Here is an 18,435-nt window from a genome sequence, read left to right on the forward strand (position 1 = left end):
ATCATGAAAAAAATAATTATCGCTGCATTAGTGTTTGTACCTGCAATGTTTCTTACGAGTTGTCGAGTCAACGAAGCAGCCTATTACCCTGGCTATTATAACAGTGATTATGTTTATTCCGTAGGTTATTATGGCTATCGTCCTTACTGGGGAGGTTATTCCGGAGGATGGGGTAATGCGGGTTACTGGAGCGGTTATCGTGCTTATAACCGTGGTTGGGTCGGTCGCGGTTGGGGCTGGGGAGGCCGAGGCTGGGGTGGCCATGGCTGGGCTCGTGGTTGGGGCCATCATAGATAACAAGTCATCCTGGAGGTTGCCTCTTTTCCTCTCGTATTGGGAAAAGAGGCAAATTTATTTTTATTCTTAAGCAAACGGAATACCATAAGCCTTTCTGTATTGAGTGCTTGTAAAAAACATATCTTTCAAAAAACCATCTTTCCCCACGTAACTGTGCTAAAGTAAAAATCATGGGGCTAATTTATCATTAATTGATTGCAATGGCTGCTGGAAACTAACATGAAAGGCTGGATTTTATACAAGCGTCATAAAGCGGAATTAACAGAAGCCGATCATGGAGTGAATCGATTATTGGCTGTAGCAAATCGATTGCAGATTGACTTGGAAGTATATCGGCCAGAACAATTTGAGCTTGTCATTAGCCGTGATGATAAAAAAAGCATCTTGCTGGATGATTCCCGTACTTCCCTGCCTGATTTTTTGCTACCACGTTTAGGTGCCGAAACCTCTTATTTTGCTTTGGCTATTATTCGGCAACTGGAAAAATTAGGTGTTTACACCTGTAATCATTCTACCGCAGTTGAAATAGCAAGAGATAAAATGTTTGTAAGCCAGTTACTTTCTCAAAGTGATTTACCTACTCCAAAAACCATGTTAGTCAAGTTCCCTGTGTCCGTCAATGTCGTAGAGCGTGAGATTGGCTTTCCCTTAGTCATTAAAACTCTTTCTGGTACACGGGGCATCGGCATTCATTTATGTGAGTCAGCACAAAGTTTTAGAGATTTAATGGGGTTAATTGCCTGTCACGGAGGTAGTTGTCAAATGATTCTCCAGGAATTTATTGCGACTAGTTACGGTCGTGACTTAAGGGTATTTGTTATAGGGGGCAAAGTAATCGGCTGTATGCAGCGAACCGCCAAAGATAGTTTTAAAGCGAATTATTCACTCGGTGGAGAGGTAGCTCCTTTTCCAATCACTGCTGAAATTGAGCGTTTGGCTCTTGATTGTGCTAATTTATTTAATCTGGAAATTGCCGGTATTGATTTACTATTTGATACACAGGGTTTTAAAATCTGTGAAGCTAATTCTTCTCCCGGATTTAAGGGCATGGAGCGAGCAACCGGACAAAATATTGCTTTACAACTCTTGGATTATGTAAAAAAAATTACCCTCTCTCGTACCTAAAGCGGTGCTTAATTTACAAATTGTTCCTAAATAATGAAATAACTTGAAATAGTAACATAATTAATGGTACTACAAGATGATAGGTTTGCAATTAGAAACGGGCATTAATCTCTGGTTTTATCTCTGGTTTTAAAAAAGTATTTTGAAATCTTAGATACACTTATCAATTTCTGATTTGATAAGTGTTTTGCGATGAGGGTTTTCATGTCCGCTGCGCACCAAGACCTTTTTTACTCATATCTATATCTAAGGAAGTACTAATGATTCATGATGATCTGAAAAAACTTATAAAAGAACTTAGTGCTACGAATGATGATCAAGCTTATTCTCAATTGCTGAAAAACCAAGCCACTCAAATTGCCGAAGAAATCAAATCCGGAAATAGCAGCCAAATTAACTTAGTATTTCAGCTACTATTAGATAATCAACTCGATTATCTAATTAACCAAGCTTTTTTAATCTTATTAGCCCATGGAAACCAACCACAAATTCTTGAGGTATTTATCTCTATTTTGAATTATTATGAAGACGAGTGCCGTAGAATGTTAGATTTTAAGTGCATGAAGTACATCATGCAGTCCAAAAAAGACGAATTAATTCGAGCGGCCATTGATTGCGCATTGACAATAAACAGTCGAATCATTCCTTTTTGTTTTGTGCAATTGCTTGAGCATCATAAAACAGAGTTGATGCGGCCAACCGATAATTTGATTAAAACCAGCCATTTAGCAAAATACTTTCTACTGGATGATTCTTTATATCTTGAGCCGAGAGAGTATTTCCAAGCGCTATGGCGCCTCCATACTTTAGGAAAAATATCTTTTCTGCCGTTACCAGATATCCTGCCTTCTTCTTTTTCGACTACCACAAATTATTTCCAGGCATTGGTTAACCATAAAAATTGTTACCAGTTATTCTTGAGTTTGGTGGCAAAACCAGAGCTAGCCATCCAAAAAGATGAAAACGGTGATACTTTATTGCATGCCTATGTGAGTTTAGGATATTGTAATGCGTCTACGGGAACCCTGCTTGCATTCACCCCTACTCTAGATTTATCTGTTAGTGATAGAATGGAGAATAATGCCTTACATGCAGGAGTACAAGCTTATTATCACCAGAGAAGCTGCTGGTACCACAAGGATTTACTCGCTGATTTATTAAAAAGAGCGGAGGAGGATTCTTACGCTTTAAATAGACCTAACAGCAAAGGATTGACCCCACTGGGTTTACTTTTGGCTCATCGAGATTTTTTTATCGATAGAGGATATGGCAAGCATTCAACCATGGTATATGCAGTGAAACTATGGCTAGCGGGGAGTAATCTATTGCAAATCAACCAATGTAATGCCTTAACCTGTATCGAAGAGAACTCCTTTCCAATTCATTATCAAACACGTTTTAGTACTCTAGACATTTTAAATCATCTAATCGAGTACTTGGAAAATAATAATTATCAAAAGGATTGGCAACAATTTAAAAATCTTCTCGCCTTAAAAGAACATGATATTTTTCAGGTAATCAATTTATTTGTACAAAAGCAACTTCCAGAGGTCTGGTACGCTACCTTAAATGGCTTAGTCAATTTTCTTCATCAAGCTCAAAATGCCGGAGTTTGTTTTAATGTAATGAATGAACAACATCAGACTCCTTTTGCCATTTTACTTTCGCAGGGTGGTCTTACCAACAAAACAACTTATCGAAGCGCGCTGAAAATGCTCGAAGGCGGTGCTAACCCATTTTTATGTGCATCTAATGAAACATGTAATCCTATTGCTATTTTAATCAAGAGAATTGATAAATGGGATGCCCCTGAAGAGATGGATTATATGAAACAAGAGTGGTTTTATTTTGTGCAAAACGCTCGGCGGAATTTTCCAAGCACAAAACTAAGCGAACTCTCACTCTTCATCCCACCTAAAACAAAAATAGAAAAACAAGTGCTAACAAACGAATCGTTAATGCCCCTTCATCAATAGAACATTTATTGGCTCCTTTGTAAGAAAGGAACCTTAGCGAATAACGATTCCGTTAATTTAACCTTAGTTCGTTCTTTTATCACGGAGTGCGCGAATCCCTCCTCGATACCTCGAACAGCGATTATTCTTTTGCCCGGGAAACATATTCTCCTTTGCGAGTGTCCACTTTAATTAATTCACCTGTCTGTACAAATAAAGGAACGCGAACTACGGCGCCAGTCTCAAGGATTGCCGGTTTACCTCCCCCGCCAGATGTATCTCCTTTAAGACCTGGATCTGTTTCGGTAATAGTGAGAATAACGAAATTGGGTGGCATGACCTGAATAGGCTCATTATTCCACAAAGTCACAATACAAAGATCTTGTTCTTTTAACCATTGCAAGGCATCGGCAAGCGTTTCAGAATTGATTGCGTATTGTTCGAAACTATCAGGAACCATGAAGTGCCATAATTCACCGTCGGTGTAGAGGTATTGCATTTCCACATCGGCTACATCCGCGGAGGGTAAAGTTTCGCCCGTTTTATAAGTGCGTTCAACGACACGACCTGTTTTTAAGTTACGGATTTTGACACGAGTAAATGCTTGTCCTTTACCGGGTTTAACAAACTCGCAATCGACAATGCTGCAAGGGGCATTATCAATCATTACTTTTAAGCCATTTTTTAATTCATTGGTACTATAGGTAGCCATCAGCGCTCCGTGGTTGAGATTTTATTGCAATTTCGTTAGAGTTCACGCCAGTTTATCAATTTTGTACAATTAATGCGAGATTCTCTGTGACCTGGCAAAAAATTCTGGCTCAAGGGTTTACTTCCGTCAATGAATTGCTGGCGTTTTTATCTTTACCCTCAAGCTTAGGTGATCCTATTGCGGAAAAACAATTTAAAACCCGTGTGCCGCGCGGCTTTGCTGCCCGTATGCAACGCGGAAATCCTCATGATCCTCTTCTTTTACAAGTGCTTGCTACGGTAGAGGAATTACAGCCGGTTACCGATTTTGTTACCGATCCATTGGCCGAAACGTTAGTTAATCCTTTACCAGGACTCATTCATAAATATCAAGGACGTGTTTTACTGACCTTTACCGGTGTTTGTGCGGTTAATTGTCGTTATTGTTTCAGGCGCCACTTTCCTTATCAGGTTAATAATCCTGGACGAAAAGGCTGGCAGACAATCGTTGATTATCTTGCCAAAGATAAAAGCATTAAAGAGGTTATTTTAAGCGGCGGTGATCCGTTGTTGGCAACGGACGGTGTGTTACGTGATTTTATTCATCAACTGGAAACAATCCCTCATATACAGACTTTACGTTTTCATACCCGTATTCCGATAGTATTACCTGAGCGGATTAATGAGTCCTTTTTAGCAATACTGGCCACTACGCGGTTACAGAAGGTAATAGTTTTGCACAGTAATCATGCTCAGGAATTAGATCATACAGTGCAGCAAACCTGTCATGCATTACGTCACGTGGGATGTCACCTGCTTAATCAATCTGTATTGCTAAAATCAATTAATGATAATGCGATTATCCTGGCCGCTTTAAGTGAACGGTTATTTCATTGTGGCGTTTTACCGTATTATTTACATGTCCTTGATAAGGTAGCGGGGGCGGCTCATTTTGATTTGCCAGAATCCAGCGCCTTGCTTATTCATCGACAATTACAAAGTAAATTACCCGGTTATCTTGTGCCTCGTTTAGTGAGAGAGGAGCCCATGAAGCCCAATAAGACAATTTTAGCTTAAGCGAATTTATTCGCTTAAGCTAAAATGGGTTAAGCAGTATATTTAAATTCAACGAACAATTGATTTGCTTTAATTACCGAAGTGTCTGAATTATTCAAGCAAAATTTGGCAGATGGCAGTCAATGAGGCTACTTCTCGGTTTTTTCATACCATTCCAGTAATTTCTGCTGGGCGCTATACGAGCTGCCTCCTGTTATTTGTTTGTAGCTACCATTAGTCTGCATTTCCCAGGCATCGACATTATCTCTGAGGTAATTTTTAAAAATTTCCTGTTTAATACGTTTGCGACAATTTTCATCAAGAATAGGGAACATCACTTCAATGCGCGTGTATAAGTTACGCTCCATGAAATCAGCGCTGGCGCAATAATAATGTTCTTCGTCTTGCATGCGGAAATGGTACACGCGGTGATGTTCAAGAAAACGTCCTACGATTGAAATGACACGAATGTTGTCAGAAATACCAGTCATTCCCGGTTTTAAGCAGCAGACTCCTCGTACGAGTAAATTAATTTTTACACCGGCCTGCGATGCCTCATAAAGTGCTTTTATCATCGTCTTATCGGTTAAGCCGTTAACTTTAATGTTAATTTCTGCTTCTTTACCAGAGCGGGCTACTCCACTACAGGCATCGATAAGTTGCAGTAAATTCTTTTGTAAGGTGAACGGTGAATGACATAGCGCTTTCAGTTTAACAGTTTTACCAAGACCTGTGAGCTGTTGAAAAATAATTTGAGTATCGGCTGTAATGGTTGGTTCACTGGTTAATAGACCGAAATCAGCATAGCGTTTGGCAGTTTGTTCATGGTAATTTCCGGTTCCCAGATGAACATAACGCTTTAATTTTCCATGGGTTCGGCGAACAACAAGGGTCATTTTAGCATGGGTCTTATAGCCTACGACGCCATAAAGGACAAGGATACCTGCTTCGTGCAAGTGGTTGGCAAGCTTTAAGTTGGATTCTTCGTCAAATCGCGCGCGTAATTCAATAACGGCAGTAACTTCCTTGCCTGAACGTGCCGCCTCTATTAAGGCTTTTACCATAACCGATTCAGAGTGGGTACGATAAAGGGTTTGTTTAATCGCTAAAACCGCGGGATCAGTGGCAGCCTGACGGACAAAATCGATTACCACATTATAACTTTGATAAGGATGATGAAGTAAAATATCCTGTTCATCCAATACGCTAAATAAATTACGTTTATAAGCAAAAGCGGGATATTGAGCCACAAAAGGAGGGTAGTTGAGGTCAGGGCGATCAATCCGGTTGATTGCGCTAAAATAACGTTGCAGATTGACTGGCCCATCACAATAATAAGCGTCTTCATGATGCAGGTGGTGCTTTTGCAGCAGAAAATCAACAATAGGGGCTGGACATTGGCTATCAATTTCAAGACGTACCACATGACCATAATGGCGGGAAAATAACTCTCGTTGCACTGCAACAGCCAAATCCTCTATTTCCTCCTCGCGTAAAAATAAATCACTATTGCGAGTTAAACGAAAAGGATAGCAACCGTTTATCTCCATACCGGGGAACAGGCTATGAATATGCGTTTGAATAATCGATGATAAATAAACAAAGTAATTACCTTGTTCGCACAGCTCGGAAGGTAGACTAATCATTCTGGGTAACGATCGCGGGGCATGAACAACCGCATAATCAATGTTACGATCAAACGCATCTTTTCCTTGCAGTGAAATGATAAAATTTAAACTTTTATTAAACAGACGCGGAAAAGGGTGCGCCAAATCCAGGGCAATGGGACTTACAATAGGTAAAATTTCATTTTTAAAATAATGTTTGGCCCAGAGGTGAATATCTGAAGTCCATTCTTCTGAAGAAAGAAAATGGATATTTTCCTTCTTCATTGAGGGCATGAGTTCTTTGTTAAAAATGTGATAGAGTTCATCACTCAATAAGTGCGCTTTTTTACTCAGTTGACTGAAAATCTCATCGGCTCGCAGCCCGTCAATATTGAGTTTTCTTGATGATAAGGCAATTTTTTCTTTTAAACCCGCTACACGTATTTCAAAAAACTCATCCAGATTACCGCTGCAAATACAAAGAAATCTCATTCGCTCAAGTAAAGGCACCTCTTCGCTTTTTGCGAGCTGTAATACCCGTTCATTAAAAGCAAGGGCTGTAAATTCACGGTTAATATAATAAGCCGGGTTATCCAAATCAGTGCTCATCTCATTCCTTGAAACATTTTTAATATTTAAAGCTTATCATCAATCGGGTTTGACCAGAAAAAAACAGATGCCAATAAAAGCCAGAAACCCCCAAAATGGTGAGATATCGAAATAGACCAAACCAAGAAAAAACAGGATAGTAGCAAAGGCAAGAGGTAAAGTGTAATACATATTGATAACACCTTGGGCTATGGAAAAAGAAGCCGCTGCCAGGAGAGCTAAAGCCCCATATTGGACGGCAACCATTATTTTTTGGGTCATAGGGCCGTTAGTGCTGCTTAAAATGCGGTAACCCAGCAGGGCAAGAATTAAGCCTGGGAGATTAAGGCAAGCTACCGCCAAAATCAGCCCCATTCCCCCGGCAGCCTTGTAACCAATCAATGCGGCGAGTTTTACGCCGGTTAATCCCGGGAAAAGAAAACTTGAACCCACCATACCAATAAATTCATCAGGTTTCACCCAATGACGGTAAGTGACCGCTTCATATTCCAGCAACTTTAACATGGCATTGCCGCCCCCCAGAGAGATTAGACCTATTTTGCCAAAGCTATATATAACGGCGAGAAGATTATTTACCATGATTTAAAATTTGCTTAAGAAAATGGACATAGTCGCAAGAAATGGCATCTTTCAGCAAGTGTTTTGCCAAAGTTTTAACCACGGTGTAAGAGCGTCCTTCCAAACATGCACTCAAGTAGTTTGTCTTGTTTATAGTTAAACGTGCCAGTTCCAGTTTGACGGTGGGGGCGGTCGGGAAGCGATAGATAAGCACGTCTTTGACAACACTGATTGATTGACCACTGGTGCGTAGTCTAGGAAGCAATTCCGAGGCAGAAAATGGGGTACCCGGAACGATTTCATCAGCAGGGTAGCTTTTCAAGTTAATTTTTTTACCATACCCGTAAAGCCCGTCTGTTATGTGAACGACTGGCTTGTATAATAATTGATCAAAACGCTGTTTAATATTGTAATTATGCTCTGTTAGGAGCATATAAGAATCTTCCCGATGTTTAATTTCATAATGTGATAATGTCAGAAAACGATCATTCAGACCGTGTAGAGGAATAATGGTATTGTCTGGCCAGAAATAGCGCGCCTCCCAGCGAATACTATCTTTCTCATCATTTAAATAATATAGCGCTGGCGATTTATCATCAATTTCAAAATTCCAGATTAGACGTTTGTTCATTATCTTTCATTGGAGTGAAAAAGACTAAACTAGAGGATTCGCCTCTGTAAAGCAAGCCAGTTATTTGAATGAAACATCGAACCTGTTGCTTTGATAACGATCGAAATGATAACTTATAAGGCAACCATTGAAAAATAGATAACGTTGAGATAACTAATTGTTTGTAAAACATTCTTTGCTAACTGGCTTCATCCCGGTGAGCTAGTTATAATAGAGTTTTTAGTGCCCTATACAAAGGACGGTATTTCATGGCTACATTGTTGTTTCTTGTCTATCTAATAGTTACTCTGCTGATTTTGTACCATGGAATAAAGGCGGTGTTTTGGGAAGCAGGGAGTGCGATATACCTTGTTTTGGCTACCTTTTGGTTTGGCACACCGGGATGGCTTTTAGGGCTTTTAACCTGGCTGGCCGTTCTTTCCGCTGTCATTATTATTCACGTTGAACCAGTGCGTTCCGCCATCAGTGATTTTTTATTTCAACGTATTGGCAAATCAATTCCTAAACTTTCCAGAACGGAAGAAGAAGCCTTGAATGCCGGTGATACCTGGCTTGAGCAGGATATTTTTACAGGTTCTCCTGACTGGCAAAAACTGGCAGCGGTTACTTCTGAACTTAGTGAAGAAGAACAGGCTTTTCTTGATAATGAAGTACAATCTCTATGTGACATGTTGGATGATTGGAAAATATCTCAGAATGGCGATCTACCCGAAGAAGTGTGGGCTTATATTAAAGAAAAAGGTTTTTTTGGATTAGTGATACCTAAAGAATATGGTGGTAAGGGTTTTTCGGCGCGTGCGCATTCTGATGTGGTAATGAAAATAGCGAGTCGCTCGCCAGCAGCGGCTGTAACAGTAATGGTTCCTAACTCCTTGGGACCTGGTGAGTTGCTGACTTATTATGGTACGAAGGAGCAGAAGGAAAAATATTTACCCACCCTCGCAAACGGTACCGACATCCCTTGCTTTGCTTTAACCGAGCCAGGTGCCGGTAGTGATGCAACCTCCATTCAATCAGAAGCCATCGTTGTTAAAAAAGAAATAAATGGCAAGATGGTACTTGGCCTTACTATTAGTTTAAATAAACGCTGGATTACCCTTGCACCCGTTGCAACGTTGATAGGGCTTGCGGTTAATTTGAAGGACCCGGATGGTTTGCTTCAAGGTGAAGGCAGCGAAGGCATAACCTGTGTGTTAATTCCACGCAATACGAAAAATCTTGAAATTGGTAATCGCCATTTACCGGCCTCTCAATCTTTTATGAATGGCACACTCCGAGGGGAGAATATTTTTACTCCCATCAGCTCCATCATCGGCGGTCAAAAAAACGCAGGCCATGGCTGGCAGATGTTGGTAGAGTGTTTATCCATTGGGCGTTCAATTTCTTTACCTGCATTAGGGGCTGCTTCTTCCTCGCTGGCCTATTTAACAACAGGCGCTTTTTCAAGAATCCGCCGCCAATTTAATGTTGAAATCAGGCATTTTGAAGGCATTGAAGAAAAACTGGCTGAGATTGCTGGTTTGAATTATTTAATTAATGCGACTCGTCTTTTGACGGTTGCCTCTGTTAATCAACATAAAAAACCATCGGTTGCTTCAGCAATTACTAAATATTTTAATACCGAACTTGCTCGAATCACTGTTAACGATGCCATGGATGTTCATGCGGGCCGTGCTGTGGTTATAGGCCCACGTAATTATCTATCCAACTATTATCAAAGTATCCCTATTTCTGTCACTGTGGAAGGGGCTAATATCATGTCACGTAATTTGCTGATTTTTGGCCAGGGTTCAATGGCATGTCATCCTTTTATTCGGGATGAATTTTACGCTGTAGCCAATGACGATAAATTAGCGTTTCGAAAGTTATTGTGGCAACACATTTCTTATTTTATGAGAAATTTTGCCAAAGCGTTCTGTTCGGCCTGGACTGGCGGGATTTTTATTACGGTTCCCGATAATGGATTAAAACGACAATATAAGTATTTAACACGTTTGAGTCATGCTTTTGCCTGGTTAGCCGATTTATCTTTAATTTATTTAGGTGGGGATCTCAAACGGAAAGAGCGCTTGTCAGCCAGACTTGCTGATGGTATGTCTTATCTTTATATGGCAATGGCCGCATTGCATACCTACCAACAGCAAGAAGAAAACGATGACGAAGAATTACATGCACAATGGGCAGTTGGTTACTGTTTCTATCAGGCACAAAAATCCCTCATCGCTTTTTGTCATAATTTTCCTTCGCGCCCTTTAGGATTTTTAATTCGGTTATTGGTGTTTCCCTTCGGACAAACGATGCACTACCCCAGTGACAGACTTGATCAGAAATTGGCACGCTTGATGGTACAAAATAACTATTATCGTAAACGTATGATGAAATTATTATACTTAAGCGGTGATGGTAAACAGCCTGTTGACAAAATGGAGCAAACATTACAACTTATTATCAAGCACGGTGACTTATATAAAAAAATCCCTGACCTTAAGCGTTTTAAGTTTGCTGCGTTGAAAGAAAAATTAGCGCAAAAAGTTACGAGTGGTGAATTATCTCCGCAGGATAGGGACAATCTAATTGCTATGGAAAAAGCGTGTTGGGATGCTATACAAGTGGATGAATTTTCATTTGAATCCATAAAAAAGAAACATTTTGATTCCGTTACAGATAGTTACCCTAATCCAATGGATTAGAAAAAGGGATTGGTATTTATATAAAGAGAGCCAGGGTGCGAGATTCTATTTTGTGAATCATTATGCCTTGGTTTTTTCGACCAAGTGGTATCTGAAAATTACTTCAAAGGAGTTTTTACTCTCTCTTAACAATTATCATGGACGGGATAAATTCCGTTAAGGGGATGTGATTTGCTATAATTTTCTAAAATGTATTCAAATTGTTGATTCAAAGTAGAGGTAAAATATGTCATTACCTACAACAAAACGAGGTAGTAATCAGCTTGAGCGTGCTCCTGATAGTAAAGCAATACGTGCGTGTATAGCTGTTGCTACTACTCCTGAGGCGGCATTTTACTTAAAAGAGCGTTTTCCGATAGTAATGAAAGGTTTCGGTACCGTTATGGTGGAAAAAAGTAAAGCGATAAGGGAAGCCTTGCAAGATTATTATGACAATATTTCTTTGCAACGTCTGGAACAAAGTGGAGTATGGAAAGGTCAATTAAGTACGTTAAATGAGTTTCAAAATTTGCAACATAATTGGAGCCGCAAGATAGCCGATGATTTGAATACAAAAATAAAAGGTAATATAAAAATGGATGTGGCAATTAGTGATGAATCTCAGTTAGTCCGGGGATTTTCGGTGGATGGTACGGCAGTATCAAAAGACAGAGCTGTGGACATGGATAAATTATTTACCGCGTGGTTGGCAAAAAATAATTTATTATCGCAAAATGGCCTTATTTATGAAGGCACGGAGAGTGGACAAATTCGTCATGATGAAGAGGGCAACCCGCTCAAAGCAAATCCTGAAGAAATAAAACAATTGATGGATGATAAAGAAAAAGGTTTTTCGCGGTTTTCACAAGATTTGGGTATTCAGATTACTATTCAACAGCATGCTTATCCTGAACAAGAGAACGTTGCACCGGCGGTCTAGCTTGAGGAGATCGATATTGATCTCCTGTTTTATACATACAATGTAACTATTTAAACCAAAATTAATACTTGTAAAAACATAATCTATTTACGAAACAGTTTTTATCGATAGCGTTGCCATAAGCTTTACAATAATGTTACAACCTCTTGCGCAATTTTAATTCACATTAAACAGCATAATTGTTATGATGGCGATGATTTTAATTTATAGGGAGTAACATATGAATTTCAAAGCAATAGGTCGTGCCTTTTTTGCTGTCGCTGCATTTCTGCTTAGGAACTGGCGTGCCGCTCTTGTTCTGGTGGCAGTCGTGACATTGTTTGCTCTGTTTCCGGCATCTATTGTTGGCGCGCTTGCATTAATTCCTGGTCTTGCTTTTCTGGAGGGTGCTTCGGCAATTGCTGTAGCTGCTGGAGTAACTGCGTGCGTGGTGGCTGCAAGTATGTTTTTTAACGTTGTGAATCATTTCCTTCAGCGCAAAGCGGAAGGTGTAAAAGCTTTCAGTCAGGAACACTTTAGCAAACAACAACCACAACAACCCCTTGTTTTTCCTGCTAACGATGACAGCCTGGATAAAGATCAAGCGCCAGTAGATGAAAATCTTGAAACAGAAAGAGACGAAGAAGAGTTAATAGAAGAAGATCAGTCTTCTCGAGATGCATTATTATTGAATGACCCTGTTCCTTCTGCTAATGCACAAGATCAAGGTGTGCTTCCTCCTCCTCCTCCTCCGCACTACCCATCACCATTTAAGGGTGTTACAGCCTCTGTGGCAGAAACGGAAGAAGAAAACAAAGAAGAAAACAAAGCTGCTGCTGTTATATAGTATTTCTTCCTAAGAAATGCACAAAGAAGCGTGGTGGAAGCCACGTTTCTTTTATTTGGCTTCTCCCCATCGTTTTACCAAATCATTTTCTATAGCAAATAAATCCAATACCCTTCCTACACTCTCATTGATAAGATCATCAATAGTTTGTGGCTGTGTATAAAAAGCGGGTAAAGCTGGAAAAATAATGCCTCCCATTTGGGTGACATTGAGCATGTTTTGTAAATGGCCTGCATGGAGGGGAGTTTCTCTTGGCATTAGCACTAATCGGCGACGCTCTTTAAGAACTACGTCAGCCGCCCGGCTTAGTAGAGAACTGCCGATGCCGTGACTGATTTCTCCTAATGTTTTCATTGAACAAGGCGCTATAATCATGCCAAGGGTTTTAAAAGAGCCACTGGCAATAGGCGCGCTAATGTCTGAATTAGGGTAACAAACATCAGCCAGTGCTTTTAATTCCGCCATGGAAAGATTGCTTTCATAAGAGCGAGTCAACTGCGCCGCTTTACTGACAACCAAATGAGTTTCTATAGGCAAATTTTGCAAAATTTGTAGAAAACGAATGCCATATACGATGCCCGATGAACCGCTAATACCAATAATAAGCCGTGGTTGATGCATCCATAATCCTGCTTTTTTTAAAGAAGTTTTATAGTATAACGCATAAATGAAGCATTCTGGTGGCCTATGCGTTATAATTTGCCATTTTATTGCTGCGAGCATGCCCGTATGACAAAAGTTCGTAAAATGCTGGTAACCAGCGCACTTCCTTATGCTAACGGCCATTTACATCTAGGTCATTTGGTCGAACATATTCAAACTGATATTTGGGTACGCACTCATCGTATGTTGGGACATCAATGTCTCAGTGTTTGTGGAGATGATGCACACGGTACACCTATTATGTTAAAGGCAGAACAATCAGGGCTTAGTCCTGAAACATTAACCGGCCAAATGAAGCAAAGTCATGAGCAGGATTTCCAGGCTTTTGCTATTCACTATGATTCTTACCATACTACCCATTCACCCGAAAATCAGCAGTTGGCAAGCTGCATTTATGAGCGTTTACGGGCATCGGGTGACATAGTTAAAAAAACCATTCGTCAGGCTTATGATCCGGTAAAAGCCATGTTTTTACCCGATCGATATGTCAGGGGAACTTGTCCCAAATGCGGTGCTTCCGATCAATACGGCGATAATTGTGAATCCTGCGGCGCAACGTATTCACCTACCGATTTAATCAATGCGGTTTCAGCTGTTTCAGGTGCAACACCTGTTGAAAAAGAGTCGGAGCATTTTTTCTTTGATTTACCGCGATATGAGCAGTTGTTGAAGGAGTGGACTCGTAAAGGACATTTGCAGACCGAGGTCGCGAATAAGCTGGATGAATGGTTTGCAGCGGGTCTTAAGCAATGGGACATTTCTCGAGATGCACCTTATTTTGGTTTTCAAATTCCAGGTGTTGAGGATAAATATTTTTATGTGTGGTTAGACGCCCCTATTGGATATATGGCCAGTTTTAAAAAATATTGTGATGAACAGGGGTTATCTTTTGCTGAGTTCTGGAATAAAGACTCCACAACAGAACTGTATCATTTTGTTGGCAAAGATATCGTCTATTTTCATGCACTTTTTTGGCCAGCAATTCTTGCAGGGAGTGATCACCGTTTACCGACCGCTATATTTACCCATGGGTTTTTAACGGTTAATGGCCAGAAAATGTCAAAATCGCGCGGTACTTTTATTGAAGCTCGTACTTATTTACACCATTTAAATCCAGAATATTTACGTTACTATTTTGCCGCGAAATTAAATGGTCGTGTGGACGATTTGGATTTGAATTTCGATGATTTTATCAATCGGGTAAATGCAGATCTGGTCGGTAAAGTAGTTAACATTGCCAGTCGCTGTGCCGGATTTATTAATAAACGGTTTGCTAATCAATTAGGTAGTCAGTTAACTGAACCATCCCTCTATGAGGAACTTATCCTGCAACGTACAGAGATTATTAATGCCTATGTGCAGCGTGATTATGCGCGCGCCATCCGTCAAATTATGGAGGGAGCCGATCGTGTGAATCAATACATTGATGCTCATAAGCCCTGGGTACTGGTTAAAGATGATCTGCGTTTGGCCGAGGTACAAGGAATTTGTACCATGGGGCTTAATCTGTTTCGTGTACTTATGACTTATCTAAAACCTGTTTTACCTATCATGGCAGAAGCTGTTGAGCGTTTTTTAAATTGTGAACCTTTAACCTGGGAAAACAGTACAAAACCACTGTTAAATCATACTATCAATACGTTTACTCCTCTTATGGTACGGGTTGAAAGAGAAAAAATTGATGCGATGTTAAAACAAACCAAGGAGCCATCTGTGTCTGAAGAAAAAGTAGTGTCCCCTGCTCCCATAGAGAGCACCATTAGTATTGATGATTTTAATAAAGTTGAATTACGAGTGGCGCGTATTATCGCTGCGGAATCTGTTGAGGGAGCCGATAAGCTGTTACGTTTACAACTTGATTTAGGAGACGAGCAACGACAAGTCTTTGCGGGAATTAAAGCGGCCTATGAGCCTGCTGAACTCATTGGCCGTTTAACAATTATGGTTGCTAATCTGGCGCCCCGAACCATGCGTTTTGGTGTATCAGAAGGCATGGTTTTGGCGGCTGGTGATGGAAAGGGTATTTTTCTGTTGCAACCGGATAACGGTGCGTTGCCGGGTATGAAGGTCAAATAATGGTTTCAGTGAAGTTAATTGATGCGCTGCTTCCTCAAACCCAATGTGGTGACTGCGGTTATGCAGGGTGTCTCCCTTATGCAGAAGCTTTGGCACAAGGAAAAGCACCGATTGATCGTTGTCCACCCGGCGGAATTGCTACCGCTGAAGCGCTCGGACAGTTGTTGGGAATTCCTGTTGAACCTTATCGGGAGACGGTGGAGGCGAATACACGAGTACCTGCTGTTGCTGTGATTCGTGAAGCGGAGTGTGTGGGGTGTACTAAATGTATTCAAGCTTGTCCGGTAGATGCAATTGTTGGAAGCGGCAAATTAATGCACTCTGTTGTAATGACGGAATGTACTGGCTGCGGACTTTGCGTTGAACCTTGTCCTGTTGACTGCATTGAATTGGTTTCTGTGCCAGAATCCGGTTACGATAAAACAGTTGCCAGGCAGCGTTTTAATGAGAAACAGGCACGACTGTTACGTGATGAGCAGGCCCGGCAGCAAAGTTATCAGAAAAAACGTCAATTAGCCGCTCAATCAATTGATGCTCTGCAAGACAAACAAGCCAAACAAGACTATATTATGCAGGCACTTAAGCGAGTGCAGACCAAGCGGAATAATTCATGAATAAAGAAAAACGTCGCGCAATTTTCGAGCGTTTTCGGCGACAAAATCCGCACCCTACGACAGAATTGCAGTATAATTCGCCTTTTGAGTTGCTGATTGCTGTTATGTTATCCGCGCAGGCAACGGATATTAGCGTTAACAAAGCGACAGCTAAATTATTTCCGGTAGCGAATACGCCTCAGAAAATACTTGCTCTAGGTGAAGAAGAATTAAAAAATTATATAAAGACGATAGGGCTTTACAATAGTAAAGCAAACAATATCATGAAAACCTGTCAACTGCTTATTAATCAATATCATGGTGAAGTACCCGACAATCGAATCGCTTTGGAAGCGCTTCCAGGTGTCGGTCGTAAAACAGCGAATGTCGTATTAAATACCGTATTTGGTCAGCCAGCTATTGCTGTGGACACGCATATTTTTCGTGTGGCAAATCGAACAGGTCTTGCTAAAGGAGCTACGCCTTTGGCAGTAGAACATGGTTTGCTTAAAACTATCGGAAAAGAATTTTTGCAGGATGCCCACCATTGGCTTGTTTTGCACGGACGTTATGTATGCACGGCACGTAAACCCCATTGTCCCGATTGTATAATTCGTGATTTATGCGACTATAAAAATAAAACACCCGGTTCAACAAGTGTCTAGTCTTATGCAATAGTTAAATATCACCCTTTAAAGGTAAAAGTTGCAAAAATAACAATAATAATGATATATTACTGAGCAAATCGGCAGCGTGTGCTGTCTTGACTTGCATTTAATTTGTTTAGAGATGACTGTTTTTCCTACCTCCTTGCCAGGACGAAGTTGTATAACGCTCACTGGGGCAATGATTATTTGCCTTATCCTCTTAATTAATGTTTCATTTAAAATTATTGCAATGCACTCCCTGGTCTTTACCGCCAATAGTATTCTTTGTGCCCTGGTTGCTATTGTTTATTTGTTGGTTTTAAAGCGTTGTTCTCCTGGCCAACAGCGTCATATTCTTAATCAATGTTTACTTGCGCTGTATGTATTTTCAATTGGTATTTATCTTCTGGTGAATTTGCCCGCGGCCGAATACATGTATGGTAATCCTGTTTATCGAATTATTTTTGATGATATCCCTAAAAAATTTTTTGCAGCAACGTTGGCTTTTGGTTTAAGTTTTTATTTGCCTCACATGCTTTGGGGTTCACAACAGGAAAAAATAGCTACTTCATTAAAGAAAATGCTTTTATTCATCGTGGGTAAAGGGGTTGCTTTTTTTACGCTGAATTTTCTGTTGCTCTTTTGCGATGTACCTATTCATAGTTATTTGCGTATATACTTTAACTCTTTAATGATTAATGTCGCTTTATTACTGGCGGGAGTTAGCTGTTTTGCCTACTTTCTTCGTGATAAATCAATAAAAAAGAGAGTAAATAATCGCCATCTTTCTTATTACCTGGCGTCTCCTTTGTACCATTATTTGGTCAGTTTTTCAGTGATTATTTTATTAATATGTCTTGCATGTGAATACCGTCTGGTTTCTTTTGCCAATGGGCTGACTCTGGTAGCAAGCGGGCTGATTTTTCCTTTAGCTATAGTAGGGAGTAATCTCATTAGTGAATTATATGGTTATAAAGCAAGTCTTCTTTTAGCGTTTATTCTGATTTTAACGGAGTTGGCGTTTGAGTTACTAATAATGGGTATTGTAACACTTCCCTCTCCAGCGTTTTTTAATTTGAACCCCTTTTATTTAGTTGTAATGCCTCGTCGTATTTTTGCCGGCGCGCTTGCTTTATTAGTCACTTTTGTAAGTAATGCCATGTTGCTTGAAAAACTAAGACATAGCTATTTTACAATTAGCCGAGGCGTGCGTATTCTAATTGCTAATATCGTGGCCACATCCCTGCTATGTTTGGTGAATTACAGCCTCCTTTATGCAGGAATTTATCCCGGCGAGCAGATTTTAAATCTCACTCTAACGACATTTGTATATAAATCAGGCGCTTCCTTGGTAGGTGTGAGACTAACTTTATGGTTATCGGGCTGTTTTCACAAACGACTGGCCTGGAGTTTCAATGACGCTTCTCACGCCACGAAATAACCTGCTATAGCGCCCCGCCACTCGCTTTTTATTGCATTGCAAGTTCGCTCGG

The 18,435-nt window shown here is 40.3% G+C and carries 16 protein-coding genes; 11 read left to right on the forward strand and 5 right to left on the reverse strand.

Annotated features, from left to right (window positions below; all coding sequences use genetic code 11):
• The first annotated feature begins 3 nt into the window (after positions 1–3).
• The 3 genes from T345_RS14245 (at position 4) to T345_RS0111150 (ending at position 3,398) form a co-directional block, all read left to right on the forward strand.
• Entirely contained in the window at positions 4–297 is a 294-nt protein-coding gene (locus T345_RS14245) for a hypothetical protein (RefSeq protein WP_035918954.1), read from the forward strand.
• A gap of 219 nt (positions 298–516) precedes the next feature.
• Positions 517–1,422: an ATP-grasp domain-containing protein gene (locus T345_RS0111145; protein WP_028389403.1), complete on the forward strand. Its 906-nt coding sequence runs from the start codon at positions 517–519 to the stop codon at positions 1,420–1,422.
• A 260-nt stretch (positions 1,423–1,682) separates the two neighbouring features.
• Positions 1,683–3,398 carry a hypothetical protein gene (locus T345_RS0111150; RefSeq protein WP_028389404.1) on the forward strand — a complete coding sequence of 572 codons (1,716 nt, stop codon included), beginning with the start codon at positions 1,683–1,685 and terminating at the stop codon, positions 3,396–3,398.
• Between the two features lie 121 nt (positions 3,399–3,519).
• Here T345_RS0111150 and efp read toward each other — a convergent pair whose 3' ends face one another.
• Positions 3,520–4,089: an elongation factor P gene (gene efp, locus T345_RS0111155; protein ID WP_028389405.1), complete on the reverse strand. Its 570-nt coding sequence runs from the start codon at positions 4,087–4,089 to the stop codon at positions 3,520–3,522.
• An 86-nt stretch (positions 4,090–4,175) separates the two neighbouring features.
• Between efp and epmB the strand changes: the two genes are divergently transcribed.
• Entirely contained in the window at positions 4,176–5,144 is a 969-nt protein-coding gene (gene epmB, locus T345_RS0111160; RefSeq protein WP_242604533.1) for an EF-P beta-lysylation protein EpmB, read from the forward strand.
• Between the two features lie 128 nt (positions 5,145–5,272).
• On the opposite strand, the gene ppk1 is transcribed toward epmB, so the two are convergent.
• The 3 genes from ppk1 to T345_RS0111175 are packed head-to-tail and all read right to left on the reverse strand — an operon-like array spanning position 5,273 to position 8,528.
• Entirely contained in the window at positions 5,273–7,363 is a 2,091-nt protein-coding gene (gene ppk1, locus T345_RS0111165) for a polyphosphate kinase 1 (RefSeq protein WP_278044081.1), read from the reverse strand.
• A 15-nt stretch (positions 7,364–7,378) separates the two neighbouring features.
• Complete coding sequence (locus tag T345_RS0111170; protein ID WP_028389408.1) at positions 7,379–7,918, reverse strand: chromate transporter; 540 nt, start codon at positions 7,916–7,918, stop codon at positions 7,379–7,381.
• A complete protein-coding gene (locus T345_RS0111175) occupies positions 7,908–8,528 on the reverse strand; it encodes a hypothetical protein (protein WP_028389409.1) in 621 nt (206 codons plus the stop codon). Before T345_RS0111175 ends, T345_RS0111170 begins: the two co-directional genes overlap by 11 nt.
• Positions 8,529–8,776: 248 nt before the next feature.
• Here T345_RS0111175 and T345_RS0111180 point away from each other — a divergent pair, with 248 nt between their 5' ends.
• From T345_RS0111180 to T345_RS0111190, 3 genes are all read left to right on the forward strand, one after another.
• Positions 8,777–11,218 (forward strand): acyl-CoA dehydrogenase, encoded by a 2,442-nt coding sequence (locus T345_RS0111180; protein ID WP_028389410.1) that lies wholly within the window; start codon positions 8,777–8,779, stop codon positions 11,216–11,218.
• A 226-nt stretch (positions 11,219–11,444) separates the two neighbouring features.
• Positions 11,445–12,137: a hypothetical protein gene (locus T345_RS0111185; RefSeq protein ID WP_028389411.1), complete on the forward strand. Its 693-nt coding sequence runs from the start codon at positions 11,445–11,447 to the stop codon at positions 12,135–12,137.
• 220 nt (positions 12,138–12,357) lie between these two features.
• Positions 12,358–12,963 carry a hypothetical protein gene (locus T345_RS0111190; RefSeq protein WP_028389412.1) on the forward strand — a complete coding sequence of 202 codons (606 nt, stop codon included), beginning with the start codon at positions 12,358–12,360 and terminating at the stop codon, positions 12,961–12,963.
• Positions 12,964–13,014: 51 nt separating this feature from the next.
• On the opposite strand, the gene T345_RS0111195 is transcribed toward T345_RS0111190, so the two are convergent.
• Positions 13,015–13,584, reverse strand: a complete 570-nt coding sequence (locus T345_RS0111195) for a UbiX family flavin prenyltransferase (RefSeq protein ID WP_028389413.1) — start codon at positions 13,582–13,584, stop codon at positions 13,015–13,017.
• Positions 13,585–13,692: 108 nt separating this feature from the next.
• On the opposite strand from T345_RS0111195, the gene metG reads away from it, so the two are divergent.
• The 4 genes from metG to T345_RS14250 all read left to right on the forward strand — a co-directional run bounded on the left by metG (position 13,693) and on the right by T345_RS14250 (position 18,383).
• A complete protein-coding gene (metG, locus tag T345_RS0111200) occupies positions 13,693–15,702 on the forward strand; it encodes a methionine--tRNA ligase (protein WP_028389414.1) in 2,010 nt (669 codons plus the stop codon).
• On the forward strand, positions 15,702–16,316 hold the full coding sequence (locus T345_RS0111205) for an RnfABCDGE type electron transport complex subunit B (RefSeq protein WP_028389415.1): 615 nt from the start codon (positions 15,702–15,704) through the stop codon (positions 16,314–16,316). Before metG ends, T345_RS0111205 begins: the two co-directional genes overlap by 1 nt.
• Positions 16,313–16,960, forward strand: a complete 648-nt coding sequence (gene nth / locus T345_RS0111210; protein WP_028389416.1) for an endonuclease III — start codon at positions 16,313–16,315, stop codon at positions 16,958–16,960. The genes T345_RS0111205 and nth overlap by 4 nt, the downstream gene beginning before the upstream one ends.
• Positions 16,961–17,084: 124 nt before the next feature.
• The gene (locus T345_RS14250; protein ID WP_131777674.1) at positions 17,085–18,383 is read left to right on the forward strand and encodes a VUT family protein; all 1,299 of its coding nucleotides are present in this window, start codon (positions 17,085–17,087) and stop codon (positions 18,381–18,383) included.
• Positions 18,384–18,435 lie beyond the last annotated feature (52 nt).

The sequence above is a fragment of the Legionella fairfieldensis ATCC 49588 genome (assembly GCF_000621525.1).
In the GTDB taxonomy this organism is placed as follows: domain Bacteria; phylum Pseudomonadota; class Gammaproteobacteria; order Legionellales; family Legionellaceae; genus Tatlockia; species Tatlockia fairfieldensis.

What these genes read in the sequence shown, in the direction of transcription:
- nth (WP_028389416.1), top strand. Translation starts at nt 16,313, where the DNA reads ATGAATAAAGAAAAACGTCGCGCAATTTTCGAGCGTTTTCGGCGACAA.
- T345_RS0111175 (WP_028389409.1), bottom strand. Translation starts at nt 8,528, where the DNA reads ATGAACAAACGTCTAATCTGGAATTTTGAAATTGATGATAAATCGCCA.
- T345_RS0111150 (WP_028389404.1), top strand. Translation starts at nt 1,683, where the DNA reads ATGATTCATGATGATCTGAAAAAACTTATAAAAGAACTTAGTGCTACG.
- efp (WP_028389405.1), bottom strand. Translation starts at nt 4,089, where the DNA reads ATGGCTACCTATAGTACCAATGAATTAAAAAATGGCTTAAAAGTAATG.
- T345_RS14250 (WP_131777674.1), top strand. Translation starts at nt 17,085, where the DNA reads ATGACTGTTTTTCCTACCTCCTTGCCAGGACGAAGTTGTATAACGCTC.
- T345_RS14245 (WP_035918954.1), top strand. Translation starts at nt 4, where the DNA reads ATGAAAAAAATAATTATCGCTGCATTAGTGTTTGTACCTGCAATGTTT.
- T345_RS0111190 (WP_028389412.1), top strand. Translation starts at nt 12,358, where the DNA reads ATGAATTTCAAAGCAATAGGTCGTGCCTTTTTTGCTGTCGCTGCATTT.
- metG (WP_028389414.1), top strand. Translation starts at nt 13,693, where the DNA reads ATGACAAAAGTTCGTAAAATGCTGGTAACCAGCGCACTTCCTTATGCT.
- T345_RS0111180 (WP_028389410.1), top strand. Translation starts at nt 8,777, where the DNA reads ATGGCTACATTGTTGTTTCTTGTCTATCTAATAGTTACTCTGCTGATT.
- T345_RS0111145 (WP_028389403.1), top strand. Translation starts at nt 517, where the DNA reads ATGAAAGGCTGGATTTTATACAAGCGTCATAAAGCGGAATTAACAGAA.
- T345_RS0111170 (WP_028389408.1), bottom strand. Translation starts at nt 7,918, where the DNA reads ATGGTAAATAATCTTCTCGCCGTTATATATAGCTTTGGCAAAATAGGT.
- T345_RS0111195 (WP_028389413.1), bottom strand. Translation starts at nt 13,584, where the DNA reads ATGCATCAACCACGGCTTATTATTGGTATTAGCGGTTCATCGGGCATC.
- T345_RS0111205 (WP_028389415.1), top strand. Translation starts at nt 15,702, where the DNA reads ATGGTTTCAGTGAAGTTAATTGATGCGCTGCTTCCTCAAACCCAATGT.
- T345_RS0111185 (WP_028389411.1), top strand. Translation starts at nt 11,445, where the DNA reads ATGTCATTACCTACAACAAAACGAGGTAGTAATCAGCTTGAGCGTGCT.